At 72.9% G+C, this 24,130-nt stretch carries 22 protein-coding genes; 12 read left to right on the top strand and 10 right to left on the bottom strand.

All coding sequences use genetic code 11. The features are described 5' to 3' along the window. Positions 1–115: 115 nt before the first annotated feature. The gene (locus ACFC1F_RS17980) at positions 116–979 is read right to left on the bottom strand and encodes a hypothetical protein (RefSeq protein ID WP_376159352.1); all 864 of its coding nucleotides are present in this window, start codon (positions 977–979) and stop codon (positions 116–118) included. Positions 980–1,218: 239 nt separating this feature from the next. On the opposite strand from ACFC1F_RS17980, the gene ACFC1F_RS17975 reads away from it, so the two are divergent. Continuing rightward, the gene (locus tag ACFC1F_RS17975) at positions 1,219–2,133 is read left to right on the top strand and encodes an SDR family oxidoreductase (RefSeq protein WP_376159350.1); all 915 of its coding nucleotides are present in this window, start codon (positions 1,219–1,221) and stop codon (positions 2,131–2,133) included. On the opposite strand, the gene ACFC1F_RS17970 is transcribed toward ACFC1F_RS17975, so the two are convergent. Further along, a complete protein-coding gene (locus tag ACFC1F_RS17970; RefSeq protein ID WP_376159348.1) occupies positions 2,124–3,206 on the bottom strand; it encodes a helix-turn-helix transcriptional regulator in 1,083 nt (360 codons plus the stop codon). The two genes, ACFC1F_RS17975 and ACFC1F_RS17970, sit on opposite strands and share 10 nt — an antisense overlap. Before the next feature lie 161 nt (positions 3,207–3,367). On the opposite strand from ACFC1F_RS17970, the gene ACFC1F_RS17965 reads away from it, so the two are divergent. Together ACFC1F_RS17965 and ACFC1F_RS17960 are read left to right on the top strand one after the other, a co-directional pair. Then, complete coding sequence (locus ACFC1F_RS17965; RefSeq protein ID WP_376159346.1) at positions 3,368–3,571, top strand: cold-shock protein; 204 nt, start codon at positions 3,368–3,370, stop codon at positions 3,569–3,571. A gap of 125 nt (positions 3,572–3,696) precedes the next feature. Then, a complete protein-coding gene (locus ACFC1F_RS17960; protein ID WP_376159344.1) occupies positions 3,697–4,317 on the top strand; it encodes a LysE family translocator in 621 nt (206 codons plus the stop codon). Between the two features lie 29 nt (positions 4,318–4,346). Here ACFC1F_RS17960 and ACFC1F_RS17955 read toward each other — a convergent pair whose 3' ends face one another. After that, a complete protein-coding gene (locus ACFC1F_RS17955; RefSeq protein WP_376159342.1) occupies positions 4,347–4,640 on the bottom strand; it encodes a hypothetical protein in 294 nt (97 codons plus the stop codon). A gap of 203 nt (positions 4,641–4,843) precedes the next feature. Between ACFC1F_RS17955 and ACFC1F_RS17950 the strand changes: the two genes are divergently transcribed. Further along, positions 4,844–5,137 (top strand): hypothetical protein, encoded by a 294-nt coding sequence (locus tag ACFC1F_RS17950; protein ID WP_209408933.1) that lies wholly within the window; start codon positions 4,844–4,846, stop codon positions 5,135–5,137. A 108-nt stretch (positions 5,138–5,245) separates the two neighbouring features. On the opposite strand, the gene ACFC1F_RS17945 is transcribed toward ACFC1F_RS17950, so the two are convergent. The 5 genes from ACFC1F_RS17945 to ACFC1F_RS17925 all read right to left on the bottom strand — a co-directional run bounded on the left by ACFC1F_RS17945 (position 5,246) and on the right by ACFC1F_RS17925 (position 12,220). Next, the gene (locus ACFC1F_RS17945) at positions 5,246–6,517 is read right to left on the bottom strand and encodes an XdhC family protein (RefSeq protein ID WP_209408930.1); all 1,272 of its coding nucleotides are present in this window, start codon (positions 6,515–6,517) and stop codon (positions 5,246–5,248) included. Positions 6,518–6,597: 80 nt separating this feature from the next. After that, positions 6,598–8,079 (bottom strand): NCS2 family permease, encoded by a 1,482-nt coding sequence (locus tag ACFC1F_RS17940; RefSeq protein ID WP_376159340.1) that lies wholly within the window; start codon positions 8,077–8,079, stop codon positions 6,598–6,600. Positions 8,080–8,478: 399 nt separating this feature from the next. Further along, on the bottom strand, positions 8,479–10,851 hold the full coding sequence (gene pucD, locus ACFC1F_RS17935; protein ID WP_209408924.1) for a xanthine dehydrogenase subunit D: 2,373 nt from the start codon (positions 10,849–10,851) through the stop codon (positions 8,479–8,481). Next, on the bottom strand, positions 10,848–11,336 hold the full coding sequence (locus tag ACFC1F_RS17930; protein WP_209408921.1) for a (2Fe-2S)-binding protein: 489 nt from the start codon (positions 11,334–11,336) through the stop codon (positions 10,848–10,850). Before ACFC1F_RS17930 ends, pucD begins: the two co-directional genes overlap by 4 nt. Further along, positions 11,333–12,220 carry a xanthine dehydrogenase family protein subunit M gene (locus ACFC1F_RS17925; RefSeq protein WP_209408918.1) on the bottom strand — a complete coding sequence of 296 codons (888 nt, stop codon included), beginning with the start codon at positions 12,218–12,220 and terminating at the stop codon, positions 11,333–11,335. The genes ACFC1F_RS17930 and ACFC1F_RS17925 overlap by 4 nt, the downstream gene beginning before the upstream one ends. Before the next feature lie 423 nt (positions 12,221–12,643). On the opposite strand from ACFC1F_RS17925, the gene ACFC1F_RS17920 reads away from it, so the two are divergent. Further along, complete coding sequence (locus ACFC1F_RS17920) at positions 12,644–14,236, top strand: PucR family transcriptional regulator (protein ID WP_209408915.1); 1,593 nt, start codon at positions 12,644–12,646, stop codon at positions 14,234–14,236. Between the two features lie 121 nt (positions 14,237–14,357). Here ACFC1F_RS17920 and ACFC1F_RS17915 read toward each other — a convergent pair whose 3' ends face one another. Continuing rightward, entirely contained in the window at positions 14,358–15,467 is a 1,110-nt protein-coding gene (locus tag ACFC1F_RS17915; protein WP_376159337.1) for an alpha/beta hydrolase, read from the bottom strand. A gap of 358 nt (positions 15,468–15,825) precedes the next feature. On the opposite strand from ACFC1F_RS17915, the gene ACFC1F_RS17910 reads away from it, so the two are divergent. Genes ACFC1F_RS17910 through ACFC1F_RS17895 form a run of 4 tightly spaced genes read left to right on the top strand, consistent with a single transcriptional unit; the run spans position 15,826 to position 19,839 of the window. Next, positions 15,826–16,845, top strand: a complete 1,020-nt coding sequence (locus ACFC1F_RS17910; RefSeq protein WP_209408909.1) for a sugar ABC transporter substrate-binding protein — start codon at positions 15,826–15,828, stop codon at positions 16,843–16,845. Beyond that, positions 16,842–17,885, top strand: coding sequence for an ABC transporter permease (locus ACFC1F_RS17905; protein ID WP_376159335.1), 1,044 nt, complete (start codon positions 16,842–16,844; stop codon positions 17,883–17,885). Before ACFC1F_RS17910 ends, ACFC1F_RS17905 begins: the two co-directional genes overlap by 4 nt. After that, positions 17,882–18,736 carry an ATP-binding cassette domain-containing protein gene (locus ACFC1F_RS17900; RefSeq protein WP_376159333.1) on the top strand — a complete coding sequence of 285 codons (855 nt, stop codon included), beginning with the start codon at positions 17,882–17,884 and terminating at the stop codon, positions 18,734–18,736. The genes ACFC1F_RS17905 and ACFC1F_RS17900 overlap by 4 nt, the downstream gene beginning before the upstream one ends. Beyond that, entirely contained in the window at positions 18,733–19,839 is a 1,107-nt protein-coding gene (locus ACFC1F_RS17895; RefSeq protein WP_209408902.1) for an ROK family glucokinase, read from the top strand. The genes ACFC1F_RS17900 and ACFC1F_RS17895 overlap by 4 nt, the downstream gene beginning before the upstream one ends. 81 nt (positions 19,840–19,920) lie before the next feature. Here ACFC1F_RS17895 and ACFC1F_RS17890 read toward each other — a convergent pair whose 3' ends face one another. Further along, complete coding sequence (locus ACFC1F_RS17890; RefSeq protein WP_376159331.1) at positions 19,921–20,274, bottom strand: VOC family protein; 354 nt, start codon at positions 20,272–20,274, stop codon at positions 19,921–19,923. 209 nt (positions 20,275–20,483) lie between these two features. On the opposite strand from ACFC1F_RS17890, the gene ggt reads away from it, so the two are divergent. From ggt to ACFC1F_RS17875, 3 genes are all read left to right on the top strand, one after another. Beyond that, entirely contained in the window at positions 20,484–22,286 is a 1,803-nt protein-coding gene (ggt, locus tag ACFC1F_RS17885; RefSeq protein WP_376159329.1) for a gamma-glutamyltransferase, read from the top strand. A gap of 138 nt (positions 22,287–22,424) precedes the next feature. Continuing rightward, the gene (locus ACFC1F_RS17880) at positions 22,425–23,228 is read left to right on the top strand and encodes an exodeoxyribonuclease III (RefSeq protein ID WP_376159327.1); all 804 of its coding nucleotides are present in this window, start codon (positions 22,425–22,427) and stop codon (positions 23,226–23,228) included. A gap of 153 nt (positions 23,229–23,381) precedes the next feature. After that, positions 23,382–23,993: a hypothetical protein gene (locus tag ACFC1F_RS17875; protein ID WP_209408894.1), complete on the top strand. Its 612-nt coding sequence runs from the start codon at positions 23,382–23,384 to the stop codon at positions 23,991–23,993. Positions 23,994–24,130 lie beyond the last annotated feature (137 nt).

Here is a 24,130-nt window from a genome sequence, read left to right as displayed (position 1 = left end):
ACGGCGACCACGACAGGATCGCCGTCGTCATCGGTCAGCCCGGCCGCCGGGTCGTCCCGCAGGGCACGGCGGACCGGCCGGTGCCTCGACACCGGCCAGTCCGCCGTGCCGATCCCTAGGCCGGCCGGGCGACCTTCTCGACCGGGCCGAAGTCCTTGAAGGTGCCGTGGGTTCGCATGGCGACGCCGTTCAGCTCGGTGCGCCGGTCGTAGCGGACGGTCCGGCCCTGCGCGTCGATCCACTGCTCGAGCCGGAAGGACGTCACGTTCTTGCTCTTGAGGATCTTGTACTGCTCGGCCTCCAGCGTCCGCATCTGCTCCAGGTCGACCGTGCCGGCGAGGTGGAAGCACGGGGTGCCGGCGCAGTCCTCCATCCCCTTGCGGGCGGCCGGGCCGAGAGCGAGCAGCGCCTTCGCGTAACCGTGGTAGTCGGCGATCCGGTCCCCCAGCGGGGACGTCCGCCAGCTGCTGCCGCTCCTGATGTAGGTGGTCCCGTCGTCGGTGACGACGACATCGGGACCGGTGCCGCCGTCACCGAGCAGGTCCTCACCGCCCGCGCTCATCGTCTGGGTGAGGCGTCCGCTACGGACCGGGCCGTTGAGGTTGACGCGGGCCGTGGTGATCGCGGTGAGCGGGCCGCCCTCGGAGCGGAAGTCCTGGGTGGCCGCATACGGCGTCTTCCCGGCCAGGGCGAGCGCCTGCTCCGGGTCGATCACCCCACCCGCGCCGGTGGCCGCGGGCGGGGCCGCGGGCGCGGTGGTGGCCGTGCTCGCTGCGGTGGCGGCAGCTGACGCGGTCGGCGAAGCGTCGGTGGCTGCCGATGCCGATGCCGATGCCGGTGCCGATGCCGGTGCCGATGCCGACGCGGTGGTGGCGGCCGCGGTGGCGGACGCCGCAGGAGCGGAGTCGTCGTCGCAGCCCACCAGGCCGGTGAGGGAGACGATCGCGACGGCGGTGGCGAGCACGGTGGTGCGACGCATGGTCAAGAAGAGCCCCCCGAACGGGACGAACAGGTCGGCGCATCCTGACACACCGACAGGGTCGTGATCGAATCGATTTTCGACCACCGGCCGACGTGCGCCCCGCCCGGCGAGCCGCCCGACGCGCCTGGCACCACCCGGTGCGCACAGACTTCTTCCCCGGACAATCCCGACAGCAGGTGTCGGGATTCCACGGCAGCATCGGTGGTGTCGAAGGAAGCACGACGGAAGGGCAGGACATGGCACAGCCGCTCAAGGGCAAGGTCGCACTGGTCGCCGGGGCGACGCGAGGGGCCGGGCGGGGGATCGCGGTGCAGCTCGGAGCCGCGGGGGCGACGGTGTACGGGACGGGGCGCAGCGCCGGCGGGCACCGGTCGGAGTACGGGCGGCCGGAGACCCTGGAGGAGACGGCCGCACTGGTGACGGCGGCCGGCGGCCGGGGGATCGCCGTGCGGGCGGACCACCTGGTGCCCGCCGAGGTGGAGGCCGTGGCGAAGCGGATCGAGGCCGAGCAGGGCGGGCTGGACATCCTGGTCAACGACATCTGGGGCGGTGAGCAGCTCTTCGAGTGGGAGAGCCCGGTCTGGGAGCACGACCTCGACAACGGGCTGCGCCTGTTGCGCCTGGCCGTGGAGACGCACGCGATCACCAGTCACCACCTGTTGCCGCTGCTGCTGCGCCGGCCGGGCGGGCTGGTGGTGGAGATGACGGACGGCACCGCCGAGTACAACGCGACCCGCTACCGGAACTCCTTCTTCTACGACGTCGCCAAGTCCTCGGTGCTGCGGATGGCCTTCGCCCTGGGGCACGAGCTGGCCCCGCGCGGGGCGACGGCGGTCGCGCTGACGCCCGGCTGGATGCGTTCCGAGATGATGCTGGAGCACTTCGAGGTCACCGAGGAGAACTGGCGGGAGGCCACGCGGCGGCAGCCGGACTTCGGCATCTCGGAGTCGCCCGCGTACGTCGGCCGCGCGGTGGTCGCGCTGGCCGCGGACCCCGAGGTGGCGCGCTGGAACGGCACCTCGCTCTCCAGCGGCGCACTGGCCAGGGAGTACGGCTTCACCGACCTGGACGGCAGCCGCCCGGACGCCTGGAGCTACCTGGTGGACGCCGAGGGGGTGGACGGCCCGCTGGACCCGGCCGGCTACCGCTGAACGTCCCCGCCGTTCCGGTCCGCGCCCGGCCGGTCGTCGCTCGGAGGGTCTCCGCCGTTCCGGGCCTCACCCGGCCGCTTCTCGTTCGGAGGGGCCCCGCCGTTCCGGTCCGCGGCGCCGTACAGCGCCGCGGTGCGGGCCGCCGCCTCGGCCAACCGCTGCCGTAGCGCCGGGGGTTCGAGCAGTTCGGCCTCCGGCCCGAGCCTGAGCAGCTCGTCGTAGGCGACGTCCGCCGACTCGACCCCGAGCCGGACGGTGACCCACCCGTCGCCGTCCGGCTCCCCGGCCGTCGCCAGTGCCTGCCGGGCGGCGACCGGCTCCAGCAGCAGCGGCAGCCGCTCGGCGCCGAGCGGGCTGAGCCGCACCAGCACGCTCTCCCGCAGCAGCGAGCGGGCGAACTCCTCCGCCTTCGCCTCCCAGAACGCGGCGAGGTCGAACTGCCCGTCCCGCTCGAACGGCTGGTCCAGCGGCTCGGCGGTGACCAGTCGGTCCACCCGGTACACCAGTGGGACCCCGGACCGGCCCGGACCGGCGACCAGGTACCAGGTGCCCGCCTTCAGCACCAGCCCGTACGGCCGCAGCGTCCGCTCCACCTCGGTGTCGCGCCGCGGGTAGCGGATCCGCAGCAACCGCTCGCCCCAGACCGCCCGGGAGACCTCGGCGAGCAGCGGCGGCACGGGCGCCGTACGGAACCAGCCGGGGGCGTCCAGGTGGAACCGCCGGGCACCGGCGGAGGGCGCCTCGCCGACCTCGGTCAGCACCTTCAGCCGGGCGGCGAGGGCCGGGCCGTCGAGGCCCATGTCGCCGAGCGGCCCGGGCAGCCCGGCGAGGAGCAGCACCTCGGCCTCGGCCCGGTCCAGCCCGGTCAGCCGGGTGCGGTAGCCGTCGAGCAGCCGGTAGCCGCCGGCCCGGCCGCGGTCGGCGTAGACCGGCACCCCGGCCTCCGCCAGCGCCAGGACGTCCCGCTGGACGGTGCGCTCGGACACCTCCAGCTCCGCGGCCAGTTCGGCCCCGGTCAGGCTCCGCCGCGCCTGGAGCAGCAACAGCAGCGAGATGGCACGCGCCGCCCGCACAGACCCACCACCCTCCGCAGCCGGACCGTCCTCCGCCGGACTGTCATCCGCCGGGCCGTTCCCCGCCGGGCCGGTGACCTGATCCTAGGACGCGCGCCGCCGGGCCCCAGCCCCGATCATGGGTGCCACGAGGAGGGGGCCGACACCAGCGAGGAGCACCCATGGCCACCGGCACCGTGAGCACGTACAACGTCCACCACGGCTACGGCACGATCACCCCCGACGACGAGGGGCCCGCACTCTACGTCTACTTCGACTCGATCGAGGGCGAGGGGGACCGGGCCCTCGCCGAGGGGCAGCGGGTGGAGTACGACCCGACCGAGCAGGAGGGCCGCCCGGTGGCGGAACGGGTCCGGCCGCTCTGAGCGTCCGCCCGCTCTGAGCATCCGGCCGCTCTGAGCGGGGCCTGCCGGAGGGCGTGGGGCCCGTCCGACTCCCGTCCCCCTGCCGGGCGGACGGGAGTCCACGGACGGCCCCTACGATCAGGCCCATGGAGATGACAACCGCTCTGTGGTCCTTCGCCCTCGTGGTGGGGGTGCTCACGCTGGCGCCCGGCGTGGATACCGCCCTGATCCTGCGCACCGCCGCCCTCGGCCACCGCCGGCAGGCCTGGGGCGTGATCACCGGCGTGCAGACCGGCACCCTGACCTGGGGCGTCCTCAGCTCGGCCGGGGTGACGGCGCTGCTCACCGCCTCCCAGGTGGCGTACGAGGTCCTGCGGTGGGCGGGCGCCGCCTACCTGATCTGGATGGGCGTGAAGCTGCTGCGCAGCCGGGGCGGCGAGGCGGCGGCCGAGGCCGGTCCGGCGGCCGGCGGATTCCGGCAGGGCTGGCGACGCGGTACGACGACCAACCTGCTCAACCCCAAGGTCGGCGTCTTCTACATGGCGGTGCTGCCGCAGTTCATCCCGGCCGGTGCCCCGCACTTCGCCGCCGGCGTGGCGCTGACCTGCGTGCACCTCCTGGAGGGTCTGGTCTGGTCGGCCGTGCTGGTGGCGTTCGCGCAGGCGGTGCGCGGGTGGCTGCGCCGGCCGTCCGCGCGCCGCCTGATGGACCGGGTGACCGGGGCGGTCGTGGTCGGGTTCGGAGTGAAGCTGGCGGCCGCCCAGTAGGGGGCGGCGTGCCGGGGGCTGCGCGGGGCTCAGCGCGCGAGCCGGCCGAGGCCCTCGCGCAGTTCCTCGGCGTTCATGCAGATGTGCACCTCGACGGAGGCGTTGAACTCCAGCCAGAACGGCTCGCAGACGGACGGCAGCGAGGCCTCGTCCGCGATGTCGATGACGACGACCTGGCAGCGCCTGCCGTTGCGGGCGAAGAAGTAGGCGGCCTCGGGTTTGAGGTTGCCCATGATCCGCTCGAACTTCGCGGCGACCTCGCCGTCGCTGATCAGCTTGTTGGTGGTCGCGGTGTCGATCTCGATCTCCAGCAGGGCACGCATGAGCGGTGCTCCTTCCCCGGACTCGTGGGGCCCGCGGGGGCGGGCCCGGCTTCCAGCGTCCCGCCGCCGTCCGGTGCCCGCAATGTCACCCGGCCGGTGGGGCACCCGGCCGCTGGGTCACCCGGCTGGTGGCCAGCGATGGCCGCGCCGGGCGGACCGGGGCTGCACTGGAGGCGACACCCCACCGTGAACGGGAGCACCCCATGGCGATCATCACGACCTTCGAGCTGGCCGGCGTCAGCCAGGCCCAGTACGACGAGGCGGTGGACCGGCTGACCGGCGGCGCCGGGCTGAACCGGCCGTCCGACTGGCCGGTGCGCGGGCTGGTCCTGCACGCGGCGGGCCCGACGCCGGACGGCGGGTGGCACGTCACGGACGTCTGGGAGTCCCGGGAGGCGTTCGAGCACTTCGCGGCGGTGCTGATGCCGATCCTCCAGGAGGTCGGCATCCCGACCACCCCGCCGCTCGTCTGCGAGGCCTACAACGTGGTGCACTGAGCCCGGCTGTCGTGCACCGAGCCCGGCCGTCGTGCACCGAGCCCGGCCGTCGTGTACCGAGCCCGGCCGTCGTGCACCGAGCCCGGCCCGGGCCGGACCGCGCCGGGCTCAGGCCGCGTGCGGCTGCGGGTCCCCGGCGTCCCGTTGCGCGGGGGCGTCCTCGGCGCGCGCCAGGTCGTGGTGGATCGGTCCGTTGCCGGCGCTCAGCGGCAGGCAGCTGCCGCCGCGCCGGTGGGCGACGATCTCCGCGGCGACCGAGACGGCCGTCTCCTCGGGCGTGCGGGCGCCGAGGTCCAGGCCGATGGGCGAGCGCAGCCGGCCGATCTCGGTCTCGGTGAGGCCGACCTCGCGCAGCCGCTCCTCGCGGTCGCGATGGGTGCGGCGCGAGCCCATCGCGCCGACGTAGCCGACCGGCAGGCGCAGGGCGCGCTCCAGCAGCGGGATGTCGAACTTGGCGTCGTGGGTGAGCACGCAGAGCACCGTGCGGCCGTCGAGCCGGTCGAGCTGCGAGTCCAGGTAGCGGTGCGGCCAGTCGACCACGACCTGGTCGGCCTCGGGGAAGCGCCGAGCGGTGGCGAAGACCGGGCGGGCGTCGCAGACGGTGACGTGGTAGCCGAGGAACTTGCCGATCCGCACCACGGCGGCGGCGAAGTCGATGGCGCCGAAGACCAGCATCCGCGGCGCGGGCACGTAGGCCTCGACGAAGAAGGTGACGGTGCCCTGCCCGCGTTCGTCGCAGGGGCGCCCGTCCAGGCCGAGCACCACCTGGCCGGTGCGTCCGGCGTCCAGCATGGCCCGGGCCTCGGCGACGATCGCGCGCTCCAGCCCGGCGATGAGGCGCCGCGCGAGGGGGGTCCCCCCGGCCGAGGGCCGGGGGAGCGCCGTCGCCAGGGCGGTGGCGGGCGACGGCCGGGCCGGTGCGGGGGAGAGCGCGCCGTGGTGGGTGTCGGCGGTGACGGCGACGGTGGCGCCGACCAGCCCGCCGGGGCCGGCGATCACCCGTGCGAGCGCGACGGGGGTGCCGGAGGCGATGTAGGTGATGCCCGCGTCCAGCGCGGGGTCGGTGCCGGGGACGACCGGCTGGACGAAGACGTCCAGGATGCCGCCGCAGGTCAGGCCGACGGCGAAGGCGTCCTCGTCGCTGTAGCCGAAGCGTTCGAGCACCGGCTCGCCGGACTCGATGGCGGCCTGGCAGAGCTCGTACACGGCGCCCTCGACGCAGCCGCCGGAGACGCTGCCGATGGCCTCGCCGGACGTGTCGACGGCGAGCGCGGCGCCCGGGTCGCGCGGCGCGCTGCCCGAGACGCCGACCACGGTGGCCACGGCGAAGGAGCGCCCGGACGCGTGCCAGGCCTGCAGCTGCTCGGCGATGTCCTGCATGTCGGGGAGCTCCTTACGAAACGGACGGGAACGGGAGGGGCCGCCGTACGGGAAACGATTCCCGTACGGCGGCGGTGCTGCTAGTGGACGCCCAGCCAGGACTTGATGGGTGTGAGCGCGAAGTAGACGACGAACACGGCGGTCAGGATCCACATCAGGGTGCCGGGCTCGCGCCACTTGCCCTGGCCCGCCTTGATGACCGTGTAGGAGATGACACCGGCGGCCACACCCGCGGTGATGCTGTAGGTGAACGGCATCAGGACGCTGGTGAGGAAGGCCGGGATGGCGACCTCGCGGTCCGACCAGTCGATGTGCCGGGCCTGGCTCATCATCATCGAGCCGATGACGACGAGGGCGGCGGAGGCGACCTCGGTCGGGACGATGCCCGCGATCGGCGAGAAGAAGAGCATCAGGGCGAACAGGCCGCCGGTGACGCTGGAGGCGAGGCCGGTCCGGGCGCCGTCGCCGACGCCGGTGGCGGACTCGACGAACACGGTCTGACCGGAGGCGCCCGCGACGCCGCCGATGGCACCGCCGGCGCCGTCGATGAACAGCGCCTTGGAGAGGCCGGGCATCCGGCCCTGCTTGTCGGCCAGGCCCGCCTCGGTGCCGACGCCGATGATGGTCGCCATCGCGTCGAAGAATCCGGCCAGGACGAGGGTGAAGACGGCGACCGTGGCGCTGATCGCGCCCAGGCCGTGGCTGCCGAAGGCACCGAACAGGTCGACGTGGCCGAAGAGGCCGAAGTCCGGGGAGGCGACCGGGCTGCCCGGCCAGACCGGGGCGGAGTTGATCCAGGTCTTCGCCGGCAGGTCGGCGACCGCGTTGACGACGAAGGCCACCGCGGTGCCGCCGGCGATGCCGATCAGGATCGCGCCGCGGACGTTGCGGGCCAGCAGGACGAAGATCGTGAGCAGGGTGAGGCAGAAGATCAGGACGGGCCAGCCGGCCAGTTCGCCGAAGGGGCCGAGGGAGACCGGGGTGGGACCACCGGTGTGCACGAAGCCGGCCTTGTAGAGGCCGATCAGCGCGACGAAGAGGCCGATGCCGATGGTGATCGCGTGCTTGAGCGGCAGTGGTATGCCGTTCATGATCTTCTCGCGGAGCCCGGAGACCACCAGCAGGACGATCAGCAGGCCGTAGATCACGCAGAGACCCATGGCCTGTGGCCAGGTGGTGTGCGGGACGACCAGCGCGGAGACCACACCGGAGACCGAGAGGCCGGCGGCGACGGCCAGCGGCACGTTGCCGACCACGCCCATGAGGATCGTGGTGACGGCGGCGGCCAGCGCGGTCGCGGTGGTGAGCTGGGCGTGGTCCAGCTTCAGGCCGTTGACGTCGGCCCCGCTGAGGATGATCGGGTTGAGCAGGATGATGTACGCCATCGCCATGAAGGTGGTGACGCCACCCCGCAGCTCGTTGGCGAGCGTCGATCCCCGGGCAGAGATCTTGAAGTACGTGTCCAGCGTGTTCTTCGAGGGTGGCGCGGGGACCGACGTGGGGGCGTCGTCCTCGGCGGGTCTGTCTTCAGTGGTGCCGGGCTCCGTGGGGATCCTGGTCATGTCCACTCCCAAGTGTCAAAGGGGGTTGGGGTGGGCGAGTCGACCTGACAGCCAGTCAACGAGGTTGGCACAGGGGGACGATTCGACTCACTGGGCGCACTCTGTGGCAGTGCCTGCGGTGCGTAGGTGGTGCGCACCGCTGCAGAACCCCGGCGTGGGAGAGGCAGCGGGATGGTGCGTTCGCGTTGCTTCAGGTGGTGCATCGGTGGTGCTCTTCACTGCTCTGGTGGTGCTGCCCCGGGGCGGCGGGGCTGTGCTCGATGTTCTCCTCGCCTGCGCTCGGAGAACCGTTCTCGATGTTCTCCTCGCCTGCGCTCGGAGAACTGTGCTCGACGTTCTCCTCGCCTGCGCTCGGAGAAAGCGTGTCGCCGCCCCGGGGAGGTGTGCGGGGACCCGTGGCTACAGGGGGCCGGGCGTCTCGGTGGTCAGGTGCTCGGGCCGGACGGGGATCCGGTTGAGCGCCAGGCCGGTGGCGTTGCGGATGGCGGCCACGATCGACGGCGTCGCCGAGACGGTCGGGGCCTCACCGACCCCGCGCAGCCCGTACGGGGCGTGGGGGTCGGGCAGTTCGAGGATCTCCACCGGGATCGGCGGGGTGTCCAGGATGGTGGGGATCAGGTAGTCGGTGAAGGACGCGTTGCGGACCTTCCCGTCCTTGACCACGATCTCCTCCATCACGGCCAGGCCGAGGGCCTGGGTGCAGCCGCCCTGGATCTGGCCGACCACGGAGAGCGGGTTGAGCGCCTTGCCGACGTCCTGGACGGCGGTCAGCTCGACCACCTTCACGAGGCCCAGCTCGACGTCCACGTCGACGACCGCGCGGTTGGCGCAGAAGGTGTACTGGACGTGGCCGAAGCCCTGCCCGGTCTCCTTGTCGAACGGGACGGTCGGGCGGTGGTGGTGCTCGCGGGTGAGGTCGATCGCCTCGTCGCCGAGCAGGTCCACCATGGAGACCAGCGCGCCGGCCGACTCGGAGACGACCTTGCCGCCGGCCAGCGACAGGTCGTTCCGGGTCCAGCCGTAACGACGGCGGCCCTTCTCGATCAGCGCCTGCTTCACCGCCTCGGCGGCCAGCTTCACGGCGCCGCCGGTCATGTAGGTCTGGCGCGACGCGGAGGTCGAGCCGGCGGAGCCGACCTCGGTGTTGGCCGGGTGGATGGTGACCTGCTCGACGCCCAGCTCGGTGCGGGCGATCTGGGCGTGCACGGTGACGCCGCCCTGGCCGACCTCGGCCATCGCGGTGTGCACCATGGCGACCGGCTCGCCGCCGATGACCTCCAGGCGGACCCGGGCGGTGGAGTAGTCGTCGAAGCCCTCGGAGAAGCCGACGTTCTTGATGCCGACCGAGTAGCCGACACCGCGCACGATGCCCTCGCCGTGCGAGGTGTTGGACAGCGCGCCGGGGACCTGCCGGACGTCCAGGTGCTCGGTGTCCAGCGGCGGCGGGAGCGGCATGTCCTTGACCCGCTGGAGCAACTCGGCGACCGGGGCGGGCGAGTCGATCTGCTGGCCGGTGGGCATGTGGTCGCCCTCCGCCATGGCGTTCAGCTGCCGCAGCTCGACCGGGTCCATGCCCAGTTCGGCGGCCAGCCGGTCCATCTGCGTCTCGTAGCCGAACGCGGCCTGGACGGCGCCGAAGCCGCGCATCGCGCCGCAGGACGGGTTGTTGCTGTAGAGCGCGATGGCGTGCATCTTGACGTTCGGGATCACGTACGGGCCGTGTCCGAGCGAGGCCGCGTTGCCGACCACGGCGGGCGAGGCCGAGGCGTACGCGCCGCCGTCCAGCACGATCCGGGCGTCGGCGAAGACCAGCTTGCCGTCGCGGGTGGCGCCGTGCTCGTACTGCATCCTGGCCGGGTGGCGGTGCACGTGGCCGTAGAAGGACTCGTCACGGGCGTAGACGATCTTGACCGGCTTGCCGGTGTGCTGGGCGAGCAGGCAGGCGTGGATCTGCATCGAGATGTCCTCGCGGCCGCCGAAGGCGCCGCCGACACCGGCCAGCGTGAGGCGGACCTTCTCCTCCGGCAGGGCCAGTACGGGCGCCATCTGCTGGCGGTCCACGTGCAGCCACTGGGTGGCGACGTAGAGGTCGATGCCGCCGTCCTCGGCCGGCACGGCCAGGCCGGACTCCGGGCCGAGGAAGGCCTGGTCCTGCATGCCGACCTCGTAGGTGCCCTTGACGATGACGTCCGCCATCGCCCGCACCTCGTCGGTCACGCCGAGACCGGAGACCAGCTTCTGCTCGTGGCAGATGTTGCCGTAGCCGTGCGACTTGAACTCGTGCGGCTCGTGCACGTAGCCGTGGGTCTCGGGGTCGAGGCACTGCTCCTCGGTGACGATCGGGGTGAGCACCTCGTACTCGACCTTGATCTTCTTCACCGCGCGGCGGGCCGTCTCCGGGTGGTCGGCCGCGACCAGCGCGATCGCCTCACCGTGGTACCGGACCTTGTCGATCGCCAGGGCCGGCTGGTCCTGGATCTCCAGGCCGTAGAACTTCGAGCCCGGGATGTCGTCGTGGGTGAGGACGGCGTACACGCCCGGCACCTTGAGCGCCTCGGAGACGTCCACCGAGAGGATGTTGGCGCGGGGGTGCGGCGAGCGCAGCGCCATACCCCAGAGCATGTCCTCGTGCCACATGTCGGACGAGTACGCGAACTCGCCCTTGACCTTCAGGTTGCCGTCCGGGCGCAGCGGCGAGCCGCCGATGCCGTCCTTGGACGCCTGGTTGATGTTCTGCAGGTTCTTCTGACCCTGGATCGTGCGAGTGCTCATTCCGAAGCCGCCTTACCAGCGCACTTGCGGGCGGAAGCCAGCCGCACCGCGTCCATGATCTTCTCGTAGCCCGTGCAGCGGCAGAGGTTGCCCGACAGCGCCTCGCGGATGTCGTTGTCGCTCGGCTGGGCGTCGTTCTCCAGCAGCGCGTCCGTCTGCACCAGCAGGCCGGGGGTGCAGAAGCCGCACTGGACGGCGCCGGCGTCGATGAACGCCTGCTGGACGAGGCCCAGCTCACCGTTCTCGTCGGCCAGGCCCTCGACCGTGCGGACCTCGCGGTCCTGCACCTGGCCGGCGGCGACCAGGCAGGAACAGACCGGCGTCCCGTCCAGGTAGACCGTGCAGGAGCCGCACTCGCCCTGCTCGCAGGCGTTCTTCGAGCCCGGGAGGCCGACCCGCTCGCGCAGCACGTACAGCAGGCTCTCGCCCTCCCACACGTCGTCGGCCTCGACCGGCTTGCCGTTGGCGGTGAAAGTGACCCTCATGCCGCGCTCCTGATCTGCTTGCTGTAGTCGTTCCAACACCAGGTGAGGGTGCGGCGGGCCATCACGGCCAGCGAGTGCCGCCGGTAGTCGGCGGTGCCGCGGACGTCGTCGATGGGCGAGGCCGCGGCCTTGACCAGCTCGCCGAACCGCTGGATCACCTCGGCGCCCAGCAGGTCGCCCGACTCCCAGAGGCCGCGCTCGGCGAGCACGCCCTGCAGGTACTCCTCGGCCTCCACGGCGCGGCGCGGCGTGGGGGCAGCCGAACCGATACCGGTGCCGACGGTGCCGTTCTTCGGGTGGAGGGCGAAACCGAAGGCGCAGACCGCGATCACCATGGCGTTGCGGGTGCCGATCTTCGAGAACTGCTGCGGGCCGTCCGCGACGGGGATGTGCACGGCCCGGATCAGCTCGTCGGCCTCCAGGCTGTTGCGCTTCACGCCGACGTAGAACTCGTCGATCGGGATCATCCGGGTGCCGCGCACCGAGGCCGCCTCGACGAAGACGTCCCGGCCCGCCGCCAGCAGCGCGGGGTGCGCGTCGCCGGCCGGGGAGGCACCGCCGAGGTTCCCGCCGACGCCGCCGCGGTTGCGGATCTGCGGCGAGCCGACGGTGTGGGCCGCCAGGGCCAGGCCGGGCAGCGGTCCGGACAGCTCGTTGATGATCCGGGTGTAGGGGACCGAGGCGCCGAGCTTGACGACGTCGCCGTCGTTCGACCATTCGGTGAGCTCGGTGATGCGGTTCAGGTCGAGAATCGCGGATGGCCGGTGCACGTCGAAGTTCATCTCGACCATGACGTCCGTGCCGCCCGAGATGGGCAGCGCGGTCGGGTACTCAGCCTTCGCCGCGAGTGCCTCGTCCCAGGTAGCGGGCCGAAGGAACTCCATGCGGGTGTCTCCTCAAGTCGTTGCCGGCCGGACTGGTGGGCACAGTGCCCGGAACTCGGTGTTCGGACCGTGCGAACCGCTTCGTTACCTCGGCGTCCGATCCTGGTCACCGGGATGTGTCCGGCGGCGTGTGGCCAGTGAACCGCTGTGACGGGGCCCACTGGCAGTCACCGATGGCATGAAGCCCCGGCTGTGGTCCCGCCCGGCATCCTGTACGTTCCTCTAAGGCGGACAATCTCGCAGCCCAGCCGTTTACCGGGCGCTACCTACGACCGTAATCCGGCCGTGATTCCCAAGCTATGGCCCCGTGATCCGGGCGCCGGTCGGTACGTAACACCGAGCACAGATGTTCGGGCACACTGTCTCCCCGGACCGAGCGCTCGGGCCCCCTTCACCCTCCCCCCAGCCCGTTAGGAGTCCCGGATGCGTGTCCGTGACCTGCTCGCCCCCGGAGCCCCGCGACTGCGCCTGCTCGCGGCGGAGGAAGAGCTTGACCGCCAGGTCAGCGGCGTCATGACCACGGACCTGCACGACCCCGGCCGCTACCTGCACGGCGGCGAGCTGGTGCTCACCGGCATGCTCTGGCGCACCGGGCCCGCCGACTCCGAGCGGTTCGTGCGGACCATCGTGGCCGGCGGCGCCGTCGCCCTCGCGGCCGGCGAGGCCGAGGTCGGCCCCGTCCCCGAGGACCTCGTCGACGCCTGTCGCCGCCACCGCATGCCCCTGTTGGCGGTACCCGACGACATCGCTTTCGGCACCGTCACCGAGTTCATCGGCCGGCAGGTCTCCGCCGACCGCGCGGCCGACCTCGCCGCCCTGGTCGACCGCCACCGCCTGCTGGTCTCCGCGGCCGGCGGCGGTGGCCTGGACGCCGTCCTCGACCTGCTCGGCGGCGACCTCGACCTCGACTGCTGGGTGCTCACCCCCACCGGCGCGGTGATCGCGGGCCCGGCCGACCGGCTCTCCGCCGAGGACCGGGACCAGCTGGTCCGTGCCCACCTGGGCGCCCAGCGCCAGCGCCGCCGCCCCCCGCACCGGGCCCGGCTGGTCACCGGCTCCTACTCGCTGCTGCCCGCCCCCGCCACCCCCGACGCCGAGTCGCCGCTCGCCGACTGGGTGCTCGCGGTGGCCGGCGACGTCACCGAGTGGACCGGCAAGCGCCAGCAGCTCGCCGAGAACCTGGCCCGGCTGGTCGCCGCCGAGCGGCAGCGCCGCGACGAGGGCCGCCGGCTGCGCCGCCGCCTCGCCGACGAGGTGCTCACCCTGCTGCAGCGCGACGCCGACCCGGCCGAGATCAGCCGCACCCTCTACGCCTCCTCGGCGATGGCCGCCCGCTACGAGAGCCACGAGCCCAAGCCCCAGGCGCAGGACGGTTCCTGGCTGGTGCTCAGCGCCGAGGGCACGGGCCTGCCGGAGGGGACGGTGCGCTCGGTCCTGGAGGAGGCCCTGGGCGGGACGACCGACCGCGCGCTGATCGCCGGGGCCGGCACCGGCGCCGTCGTGGTGCTGCCCGCGCTGGACAGCGCGGTGCCCGCCGACACCCTGCGCGAACTGCTCGCCCCGCTGGAGGCCGGCCTCGGTTCGGAGGGCCGGATCACCCTCGGCGTCTCCGCCCCCGCCTCCGAGGCGGGCGGTCTGCGCGGCGCCCTGGAGGAGGCCCGGCACGCCCGCCGGATCGCCGCGGCCCGGGTCGGCCGGGTCTGCGTGGCCGGCCCGGAGGAGCTGGCCTCGCACGTGCTGCTGCTGGCGGCCGTCCCGGACGAGGTCCGCCGGGCGTTCCGCAGCCGGCTGCTGGACAAGGTGATCGCCTACGACATCGAGCACCAGGCGGACCTCGTCCGCACCCTGGAGGCGTTCCTGCGCTCGGACGGTTCGTGGACCAGGTGCGCGGGCCAGCTGCACGTCCACGTCAACACGCTGCGCTACCGGATCGGCCGGATCGAGGAGCTGACCGGCCGGGACCTCTCCCGGCTGGAGGACCGGGTGGACTTCTACCTGGCCCTCGAACTGGCCTGACCGCCCGGCGGGCTGACGCCACGGCGGGCTGACCGTCCGGAGCCTGACCGTTCGGCAGGCCGGCCGGACGACGAAGGGCCCGCCGCGAGCGGATCGCGGGCGGGCCCTTCGTCTCAACCGGTCAGGGCTGGGCGGGGATCACACTGGTGATCCACTCGAACACGCCCGGCACCATGTTCTTCCAGACGTCGCTGGAGTGCGGCCCGGTGGTCTCCTGGACCTGCACGGTGGTCGGCGCCTTCGCGGCCGCGGCGATCGCCTGGCCGTCCTCGTAGCCGTCACCCTTGTTGCCGGAGATGTACAGGGCGACCTTCGGCGGCTGGGCGGCGGTCTTGACGATGTTGACCGGGTTGTTCGCCTCGCGCAGCTTCGGGTCCTTGCCGACCAGCGAGTCCTTCTCGGTCGCGGGGTCGTTGTAGCCGGAGAGGCTGACGCCGGCCCGGTAGCGGTTGGGGTGGGCCAGGGACAGCTTGGTGGCGCAGTGGGCCCCGGCCGAGTACCCGGCGACCGCCCAGCGGTCGGGGGAGGCGTCGGCGCGGAAGTTGTCCAGCACCATCTGCGGGACGTCCCGGGTCAGCCAGGTGTCCGCGTTGACCTTGCCTGGCACGTCGGTGCAGCCGGCGTCGGTGCTGTTGCCCAGCAGCAGGGTGCGCGGGGAGACCAGGATGAACGGGGCGACCTTGCCCTGCTGCATCAGCGGCTTGAGCTGCTCGGAGACCTTCAGCGTGCCGTACCAGGTGGAGGAGGAGCCCGGGAAGCCCGGGATCAGCTCGACGACCGGGAACTTCTTGTCCTTGAACGCCGGGTCGTGGTACTGCGGCGGCAGCCAGACCAGGACCTCGCCGTCCACGCCGGACAGCTGGCCCTTCAGGTCGGTCTTCTGGACGTCGTTCGGCACCTTCGGGTCGTCCACGCCGCGGAACTGCTGCGCCACCTTGGGCGGTTGCTTGGCGTCCCCGCTGCCCGCCTGGCCGCCGGACGCGGCGGCCGTGCCACCGGCACCCGGGTCGGCCGGCGGCACCGAGGGCACCGCCCGCACGTGCTTGCCGGTGCCGAGGAGGTCGTCCCAGCTGCCGTAGATCAGGTTGGCGTTGTTGACCATGATGAAGACCATCAGCACGGCCGTGACCTGACAGAAGACGATCATCGCGAGCCTGGACAGGATCTGCACCGGCCGGGGCCCGCGCACCTTGCCCCAGAGCAGCAGGGCCACTGCGATGGAGATCGGCACGAGGATGACCGTGCAGAGGAAGAATGGCGTGCCTGTCAGTTGCATCAAGTTCTCGTATCCGGGTTCAAAGCCGTCCGGGGCCCCACTCGCCCGGAACTCGCTCCAATGACATCGGACGGCCAGGAACGGGGATCGGTTGCCGTCCTAATCTGTGTGGAACCTGAGAGGAACATCACGTTTCCGTGATGATCCCTTTTCGGGTCCGTCCTAGTCTGCCACCCTGACGGCCCGTGCCCTGACGATGCGCCCAGCCGACTCCCAGGATTTCCCCCCGGCAGGGCACGATACCGCCCGGACGGAGCGCGGTGGCAGGCGAGGCGGTGCACGGGCCGCTACGGCGTGCAGCGAGACTATGGTCATGAGCATTACGCGCTTCCGACCTTCCCACCGGATCCGGCCCGTCTGCGCCGCCCTGGTCCTGCTGGCCGCCGTCGCCGGCTGCAGCAGTACCGGAGGCCTGCGCGCCGAGCAGGCCAGAGCCAAGGCCTCGGCCGCCGCCGGCAGCGCCGTCACGACCCCGCGCTGGAAGATCGCCATGGTGACCCACGCGGGCGCCGGCGACGCCTTCTGGGACACCGTGCGCAAGGGCGCCGAGCAGGCGGCCGCCAAGGACAACATCACCTTCCTGTACTCCAACGACGCGCAGACCCAGAACCAGGTCCAGCTCGTCCAGGCCGCCATCGACCAGAAGGTCGACGGTCTGCTGGTCACCCTTGCCAAGGGCGATGCGCTCGGCGACGTCCTCGGCAAGGCCAAGGCCGCCGGCATCCCGGTGATCACCATCAACTCGGGCCAGGAGTTCTCCGCCAAGTTCGGCGCCCTCACCCACATCGGCCAGGACGAGTCCACCGCCGGTCAGGCCGCCGGCGCCGAGCTGGCGACGCGCGGGCGCAAGAACGTGCTCTGCGTGATCCACGAGCAGGGCAACGTCGGCCAGGAACAGCGCTGCTCCGGTGCCCAGGCCAAGGCCGGCGGCGCCTTCCAGGTGCTCTACGTGGACGGCGTGAACATGCCCGACGCGCGGGCCGCCCTCGCCGCCAAGCTCCAGGCCGACCCGGCCATCGACACGGTGCTCACGCTCTCCGGCCCGATGGCCGCCACCGGCCTCCAGGCGATCCAGGACGCCCGCCGCACCGTCGAGCTGGACACCTTCGACCTCGGGACGCAGGTGGTCTCCGGGCTCAAGGCCGGCAGCGTCGGCTTCGCCGTCGACCAGCAGCCCTACCTCCAGGGCTACGAGGGCGTCGACCTGCTCTGGCTCTACCGCTCCAACCTCGACATGCTCGGTGGCGGCAAGCCGGTGCTGACCGGCCCGCAGATCCTCACCAAGGACAACGCCGACGCGCTCGCCGAGTACGTCGCGAGGGGGACGCGTTGAGCACCCCCGACCTGCTCGTGCAGGACCCCGCCCAGGACCGCCCGGCGGCCCTGCGGCGGCTGCTCGCCCGGCCCGAGCTGGGCGCGCTGATCGCCGCCGCCGCCGTGTTCCTGGTCTTCTCCGCCGTTGCCGAACCCTTTCTGCAGGTCTCCTCGCTGGGCACCGTGCTCTACGCGGCGTCCACCATCGGGATCATGGCGGTGCCGGTCTCCCTGCTGATGATCGGCGGCGAGTTCGACCTCTCGGCCGGCGTGCTCGTCACCACCGCCGCGCTGACCTCGTCCATGGTCAGCTACCAGCTCACCGCGGTGACCTGGGTCGGCGTGCTGGTCTCCCTGCTGGTCACGCTGTCCGTCGGCGGCTTCAACGGCTGGATGCTCAGCCGGACGAAGCTCCCCAGCTTCATCGTCACGCTGGGCACCTTCCTGATGCTCACCGGCGCCAACCTGGGCCTCACCAAGCTGGTCTCCGGCACCGTCTCCACCAAGCCGATCTCCGACATGGAGGGCTTCGGATCCTGCCGCTGGCTCTTCGCCTCCGAGGTCACCGTCGGCGGGCTGACGATCAAGGCGACCGTCTGGTGGTGGCTCGGCCTGCTGGTGGTCGGCAGCTGGGTGCTGCTGCGCACCCGGTTCGGCAACTGGATCTTCGCGGTCGGCGGCGACGCGGCCGCGGCCCGCGCGGTCGGCGTGCCGGTCGCCCGGACCAAGACCGTGCTCTACCTCGGCGTCGGCTTCGGCGCCTGGGTGCTCGGCCAGCACCTGCTGTTCTCCTTCGACACCGTGCAGTCCGGCGAGGGCGTCGGCAACGAGCTGATCTACATCGTGGCGGCCGTCATCGGCGGCTGCCTGATCACCGGCGGCTACGGATCGGTGGCCGGCTCCGCGCTCGGCGCGCTGATCTTCGGCATGGCCAGCAAGGGCATCATCTACGCCCAGTGGAACCCCGACTGGTTCAAGTTCTTCCTGGGCGCGATGCTGCTGCTCGCGGCCCTGCTGAACTCCTGGGTCAAGCGCCGCGCCGAGAGGGGACCGCGATGACCGGCCTGCCTGCCCCCGAGCCGCTCGCCACCGAGCCGCTCCCGTCCGAGCTGCTCTCCCTCAAGGGCGTCGGCAAGACGTACGGGACGGTCCGCGCACTGGAGGACGTCTCGCTCACCCTGCGGGCCGGCGAGATCAGCTGCGTGCTCGGCGACAACGGCGCCGGCAAGTCCACCCTGATCAAGATCATCGCAGGGCTGCACCGGCACGACGAGGGCACCTACGCCATCGGCGGCGAGGAGGTCCGCCTGGACTCCCCGCGCCAGGCCCTCGACCGCGGCATCGCCACCGTCTACCAGGACCTCGCCGTGGTGCCGCTGATGCCCGTATGGCGGAACTTCTTCCTCGGTTCCGAGCGGGGGTACAAGCGGTGGGGCGGCCTGCGGCTGGACGCCGACGGGATGCGCGCCACCACCCGTGAGGCCCTCGCCAGGATGGGCATCGACCTGCACGACGTCGACCGGCCCATCGGCACCCTCTCCGGCGGCCAGCGCCAGTGCGTCGCCATCGCCCGTGCCGTGCACTTCGGCGCCAAGGTGCTGATCCTGGACGAGCCGACCGCCGCACTCGGCGTCAAGCAGTCCGGTGTGGTGCTCAAGTACGTCACCGCGGCGCGCGACGCCGGGCTCGGGGTCGTGCTGATCACCCACAACCCGCACCACGCGTACCTGGTCGGCGACCACTTCACCCTGCTCAGGCGGGGCCGGATGGCCGGCAGCCACCCCAGGGCCGAGATCGGCCTCGAGGAGCTCACCACCGAGATGGCCGGCGGCTCCGACCTCGCCGAACTCTCGCACGAACTCGCCCGCCCGCAGCCCGTCGACACCCCTGAGGAGCGCCCGCAGCCGTGACCAGCCCCAACGCCGCCACCCGGCCGCCGGTCCTGCCCACCCTGCTCGGCCTCGGCCCGCGCGCCGAGCGCCGCCGCCGTGCCCTGCCCGCAGGCCTCCTGCGGCTGCCCACCATCGGCGTCGACATCGGCGGCACCAAGGTCGTCGCGGGCGTGGTGGACGGCGAGGGCAAGGTGCTGGAGAAGCTGCGCACCGACACCCCCGACAAGAGCAAGAGCGCCAAGGTCGTCGAGGACGTCATCGTCGAGCTGGTGCTCCAGCTCGCCGACCGGCACGACGTCCACGCGGTCGGCATCGGCGCGGCCGGCTGGGTCGACGCCGACCGCTCCAAGGTGCTCTTCGCCCCGCACCTCAACTGGCGCAACGAGCCGCTCCAGGAGGTGCTCAGCGAGCGGCTGCGGTTCCCGGTGATCGTCGAGAACGACGCCAACGCCGCGGCCTGGGCCGAGTGGCGCTTCGGCGCCGGGCGCGGCGAGGACCACATGGTGATGCTCACCCTCGGCACCGGCATCGGCGGCGCCGTCGTCCGCGACGGCTTCGTCGACCGCGGCAAGTACGGGCTGGCCGGCGAGTTCGGGCACATGCAGGTGGTGCCCGGCGGCCACCGCTGCCCCTGCGGCAACCGGGGCTGCTGGGAGCAGTACTCCTCCGGCAACGCCCTGGTGCGCGACGCCCGCGAACTGGTCGCCGAGGAGTCCCCGGTGGTCCAGCCGCTGCTCGCCCGGGCCGGCGGCACCGTCGAGGGCATCACCGGCCCGCTGGTCACCGAGGCCGCGCGGGCCGGCGACCCGACCGCCACCGAGCTCCTCTACGAGGTCGGCACCTGGCTCGGCGTCGGCATCGCCAACCTGGCCGCCGCCCTCGACCCCGGCCGCTTCGTCATCGGCGGCGGCGTCTCCGAGGCCGGCGACCTCCTCCTCGCCCCCGCCCGCGACACCTTCCGCCGCACCCTCACCGGCCGCGGCTTCCGCCCCGAGGCGACCATCGTGCACGCCGCCCTCGGCAACGAGGCCGGCCTGGTCGGCGCCGCCGACCTCGCCCGCCAGGTCGCCCGCCGCTTCCGCACCATCAAGCGCCGCCGGGTGGAACGCAGCGTCCCGTAGGGCTCGTCCCGGCGCGCGGGGGAGTGGGAAGTCGGCCGGTCCGACTTCCCACTCCGGGTCAGGCCGCGCGACCGGGCGGGGTCAGGCGGGCTGCCACAGCTCGATCCGGTTGCCCTCGGGGTCGGTGACCCAGCCGAACCGGCCCACACCCTCCATGTCCTGGGTGGCCCCGGCCACGTCCGCTCCCTTGGCCCGCAGCTGCGCGAGCATCGCGTCCAGGTCGCGGACCCGGAAGTTGAGCATGGTCTGCTGGGTGCGGGACCCGAAGTAGTCGGTCCCGGCCTCGAACGCCGCGAACACCGTCGGCCCGGCCTCCTGACGCCACAGGCCGTGCTCGTCGGCGTCCAGGCCCAGACAGTCGCGGTACCACGCGCTCAGGGCCGCCGGGTCGGCGGCCCGCAGGAAGTACCCACCGATTCCAAGCACACGTTCCATGGCGCCATCCTGCCAGGAGGGCGACCGGTCCGGCCGGCACCGCACCAGCGCGCCCCTCCCGTGGCACCGCACCCGGAACGCGCTGTCCCGCCCCGCCCGTCTCCGGCGGCCGTACGTCAACTACCCGTTGGTAGTGAAGCGGCCCTGTTGTCGCGGCCATGGCTCCTGTGAAACAACGGAGTTGACGTCGACTCAGGAGGCATTTCCGGATGAGAGCCCTGGCCCGCATCGCCCCGTCGCTCCTGCTTGCCACCGCCCTGGTCTGCTCCGTCGCGGGGCCGGCCACCGCGGCGGGGCCACCAGTGCAGTCGCCGCCCAAGGTGCCGGAGGCGGTGGGGTGGGGCGGCGCGGTCGCCAGCGTGGACGCCGACGCCACCGCCGCCGGGATCGAGGTGCTGCGCAAGGGCGGGAACGCGGTGGACGCCGCGGTCGCCGTCGCGGCGGCGCTCGGGGTCACCGAGCCGTACTCGGCCGGGATCGGCGGCGGCGGGTACTTCGTCTACTACGACCACGCCACCGGGCGGGTCTCCACCATCGACGGCCGGGAGACGGCCTCCCGGACGGCCGACGAGGGGCTCTTCCTGGAGGGCGGCAAGCCGCTGCCGTTCGCCGACGCCGTCACCAGCGGGCTGTCGGTCGGCGTGCCCGGCTCCCCGGCGACCTGGGAGACGGCCGTCCGGCTCTGGGGCAGGCGCTCCTTCGCCGACGCGCTGAAGCCCGCCCAGCGGATCGCCGACCAGGGCTTCACCGTCGACCAGACCTTCCAGGACCAGACGGCGCTCAACCAGGCCAGGTTCAAGGACTTCCCCGACACGGCGAAGCTCTTCCTCCCCGGCGGCAACCTGCCCGTCGTCGGCTCCACCTTCCGCAACCCCGACCTGGCCGCCACCTACCGGCAGCTCGGGAAGGAGGGTACGAAGGCGCTCTACCAGGGCGACCTCGCCACCGACATCGTCCGGACCATCCAGCACCCGCCGGTCGACCCGGCCTCCGGGCGCAACGCCCGCCCCGGCCGGGTGGACGCCACCGACCTGGCCGGCTACCAGGCGAAGCGCCAGCAGCCCACCCACGTGGCCTACCGCGATTACGACCTCTACTCGATCGCCCCGTCCAGCTCCGGCGGCACCACCGTCGGCGAGGCGCTCGGCATCCTGGAGGACGGCGAGGTCGGCGGCTACGACGCCACGCAGTACTACCACCACTTCCTGGACGCCTCCCGGATCGCCTTCGCCGACCGCAACCGCTGGGTCGGCGACCCGGCCTTCAACGACGTGCCGGTGAAGGAGCTGCTCTCTGAGCGCTACGCCGCCTCCCGGGCCTGCCTGGTCAGCCCCGACCGCGCCCTCACCAGCCCGCTCGCCCCGGGCGACCCGCGCCACCCGGCCGCCTGCGCGAGCGCCGGCCCCGCGCCCGCCGCCGAGCCGTACGAGGGCCTCAGCACGAGCCACCTGACCGTGGCCGACCGCTGGGGCAACGTCGTCTCCTACACGCTCACGCTGGAGCAGACCGGCGGCAGCGGCATCACCGTCCCCGGCCGCGGGTTCCTGCTCAACAACGAGCTGACCGACTTCAACTTCACCCCGCTCACCCCCGGGGTGCCCGATCCCAACCTGCCCGGCCCGGGCAAGCGCCCCCGGTCCTCGCTCTCGCCGACCATCGTGCTGCGCGACGGCGAGCCCGTGCTGGCGGCGGGCTCGCCCGGCGGCGCGACCATCATCACCACCACCCTCCAGGTGCTGCTCGGCCGCCTCGACCGGGGGCTGAGCCTGGAACAGGCGATCGCCGCGCCGCGCGCCAGCCAGCGCAACACGGCCGCCACGCAGGCCGAGCCGGCCTTCCTCGCCCTGCCCGAGCGGGCCCGGCTGGAGGCGCTCGGCCACGTGTTCGCGAGCACGCCCGAGATCGGCGCCGCGACCGGCGTCGAACGGCTGCCGGACGGCCGCTGGGTGGCGGCCGCCGAACCGGTCCGCCGCGGCGGCGGCGCGGCGGCGGTGGTGCGGCCCGCCCCCTGAGGCACCGGCCCGCGCCCGGGGCCGGGCCGGTTTGTCGGTGGGCGGCGGTAGATTCGGGGTGGGCGTCCTGCGGGCGCCCACCCGTCGTCCGCACGACCCGACGAACCACCGTCCGAACCACCGGGAAGGCCGCCCGCCGTGACCGTCCGCATCGCCACCTGGAACATCAACTCCGTCACCGCGCGGCTGCCCAAGCTCCTCGAATGGCTGGAGAGCGCCAAGCCGGACGTGCTCTGCCTCCAGGAGCTCAAGTGCGCCGCCGACGCCTTCCCGTACGAGGCGGTGCGCGAGCTGGGCTACGAGACGGCCGCGCACGGTACCGGCCGGTGGAACGGCGTCGCCGTCGTCTCCCGGATCGGCCTGGACGACGTCGTGCGCGACCTCCCCGGCCAGCCCGGCTACCTCGCCGACGACGCCCTGCTGCCCGACGTCGAGCCGCGCGCCATCGCCGCCACCTGCGGCCCGGTCCGGGTCTGGTCGGTCTACGTGCCCAACGGCCGCGAGGTCGGCCACGCCCACTACCGCTACAAGCTGGAGTGGCTGGAGGCCCTGCGCCAGGCCGCGCTGGAGGACGCCGCCGGCCCGCGCCCGTTCGCCGTCCTCGGGGACTTCAACATCGCCCCGGCCGACGAGGACGTCTTCGACGTCGCCGCCTTCGAGGGCCTCACCCACGTCACCCCCGCCGAGCGCGCCGCCCTCGCCGCCCTCGCCGAGGCCGGCCTCCAGGACGTCGTCCCCCGCCCGCTCAAGTACGACCGCCCCTACACCTACTGGGACTACCGCCAGCTGGCCTTCCCGAAGAACCGGGGCATGCGGATCGACCTCACCTACGGCAACAAGGCCTTCGCCGACGCCGTGACCGACAGCTACGTCGACCGCGAGGCCCGCAAGGGCAAGGGCACCTCCGACCACGCCCCGGTCGTCGTCGACCTGGACCTCTGATCCACTCCCGGTAGCGGGTCCTCCCTCGAACGGTCCAGAGCGGTGGCCGGGCGGGGGAGGGGTGCCTACCGTCGGTGAATGACTGGGTGTGGTTGTTCGATCACGAGGACATCGGAGTCCCCGGCTGCGCCCGAGAATCCCGGAGGTTCCGGCATGCGCCCCACGCGTACGGCCGCCGCCGCCCTGATCGGCGCGACGGTGCTGACCGGCCTGACGGCCCCCATCGCGCTGGCCAAGGACGGCGCCGCCACGGTCAGCCCTTCCCAGGCCGCACCGGGCCAGACCGTGACGGTCACGGTCTCCTGCGAGAAGTCCGACAAGCCCGACGGCAAGACCATCACCGCCAACTCCCAGGCGTTCGAGGGCGGCCCGGCCACCCTCACGCTCGGCTCCGACGGCAAGCACACCGGCTCGGCCCGGCTGGCGGGCAAGTACAGCGGCGACAACAAGGTCGACGGCACCTGCCCCGACGGCGCCGCCTTCTCCACCAGCGTCACGGTGACCACCGTGTCCGCGTCGACGACCACGTCGTCGCCGGCCGGGAGCCTCGGCGAGTGGGGACAGGCCGCCGGGGAGTGGGCGGGATCGCTCGGACAGTCCGGCGCGGGGAGCCAGCAGATCGCCCCGCACGGCGCGGTGAAGACCGGCCTCGGCGGCTCGGTCGCCTCCAACCCGGCGGAGCTGGCCGGCGGTGCGGCGCTGGTCGTCGGCGGCATCGGCGGCTTCTGGCTGCTGCGGCGGCGGACCGGTGCCGGCTCCGCCTGAAGGACCGCCGCCGGCGAGGACGAGCGCGCCGGTGGTCCTTCGGTCGGCCGTGTGGTGGCGCCCGGCCGATTGGCCCGCGGCCCCCGCCAGTTGCGGGCCCGGGCACAGACGGTGGGGGCGCCGGCCCCCCGCCCCGG

Source organism: Kitasatospora sp. NPDC056181 (genome assembly GCF_042266225.1).
Lineage (GTDB): Bacteria > Actinomycetota > Actinomycetes > Streptomycetales > Streptomycetaceae > Kitasatospora.
Note: the sequence above shows the minus strand (reverse complement) of the source record. Positions and strands in the feature narration are given on the sequence as shown.

Coding starts and splice junctions, on each gene's coding strand:
- ACFC1F_RS17980 (WP_376159352.1), bottom strand. CDS start 979: ATGCGTCGCACCACCGTGCTCGCCACCGCCGTCGCGATCGTCTCCCTC.
- ACFC1F_RS17975 (WP_376159350.1), top strand. CDS start 1,219: ATGGCACAGCCGCTCAAGGGCAAGGTCGCACTGGTCGCCGGGGCGACG.
- ACFC1F_RS17965 (WP_376159346.1), top strand. CDS start 3,368: ATGGCCACCGGCACCGTGAGCACGTACAACGTCCACCACGGCTACGGC.
- ACFC1F_RS17960 (WP_376159344.1), top strand. CDS start 3,697: ATGGAGATGACAACCGCTCTGTGGTCCTTCGCCCTCGTGGTGGGGGTG.
- ACFC1F_RS17955 (WP_376159342.1), bottom strand. CDS start 4,640: ATGCGTGCCCTGCTGGAGATCGAGATCGACACCGCGACCACCAACAAG.
- ACFC1F_RS17950 (WP_209408933.1), top strand. CDS start 4,844: ATGGCGATCATCACGACCTTCGAGCTGGCCGGCGTCAGCCAGGCCCAG.
- ACFC1F_RS17945 (WP_209408930.1), bottom strand. CDS start 6,517: ATGCAGGACATCGCCGAGCAGCTGCAGGCCTGGCACGCGTCCGGGCGC.
- ACFC1F_RS17940 (WP_376159340.1), bottom strand. CDS start 8,079: ATGACCAGGATCCCCACGGAGCCCGGCACCACTGAAGACAGACCCGCC.
- pucD (WP_209408924.1), bottom strand. CDS start 10,851: ATGAGCACTCGCACGATCCAGGGTCAGAAGAACCTGCAGAACATCAAC.
- ACFC1F_RS17930 (WP_209408921.1), bottom strand. CDS start 11,336: ATGAGGGTCACTTTCACCGCCAACGGCAAGCCGGTCGAGGCCGACGAC.
- ACFC1F_RS17925 (WP_209408918.1), bottom strand. CDS start 12,220: ATGGAGTTCCTTCGGCCCGCTACCTGGGACGAGGCACTCGCGGCGAAG.
- ACFC1F_RS17920 (WP_209408915.1), top strand. CDS start 12,644: ATGCGTGTCCGTGACCTGCTCGCCCCCGGAGCCCCGCGACTGCGCCTG.
- ACFC1F_RS17910 (WP_209408909.1), top strand. CDS start 15,826: ATGAGCATTACGCGCTTCCGACCTTCCCACCGGATCCGGCCCGTCTGC.
- ACFC1F_RS17900 (WP_376159333.1), top strand. CDS start 17,882: ATGACCGGCCTGCCTGCCCCCGAGCCGCTCGCCACCGAGCCGCTCCCG.
- ACFC1F_RS17890 (WP_376159331.1), bottom strand. CDS start 20,274: ATGGAACGTGTGCTTGGAATCGGTGGGTACTTCCTGCGGGCCGCCGAC.
- ggt (WP_376159329.1), top strand. CDS start 20,484: ATGAGAGCCCTGGCCCGCATCGCCCCGTCGCTCCTGCTTGCCACCGCC.
- ACFC1F_RS17875 (WP_209408894.1), top strand. CDS start 23,382: ATGCGCCCCACGCGTACGGCCGCCGCCGCCCTGATCGGCGCGACGGTG.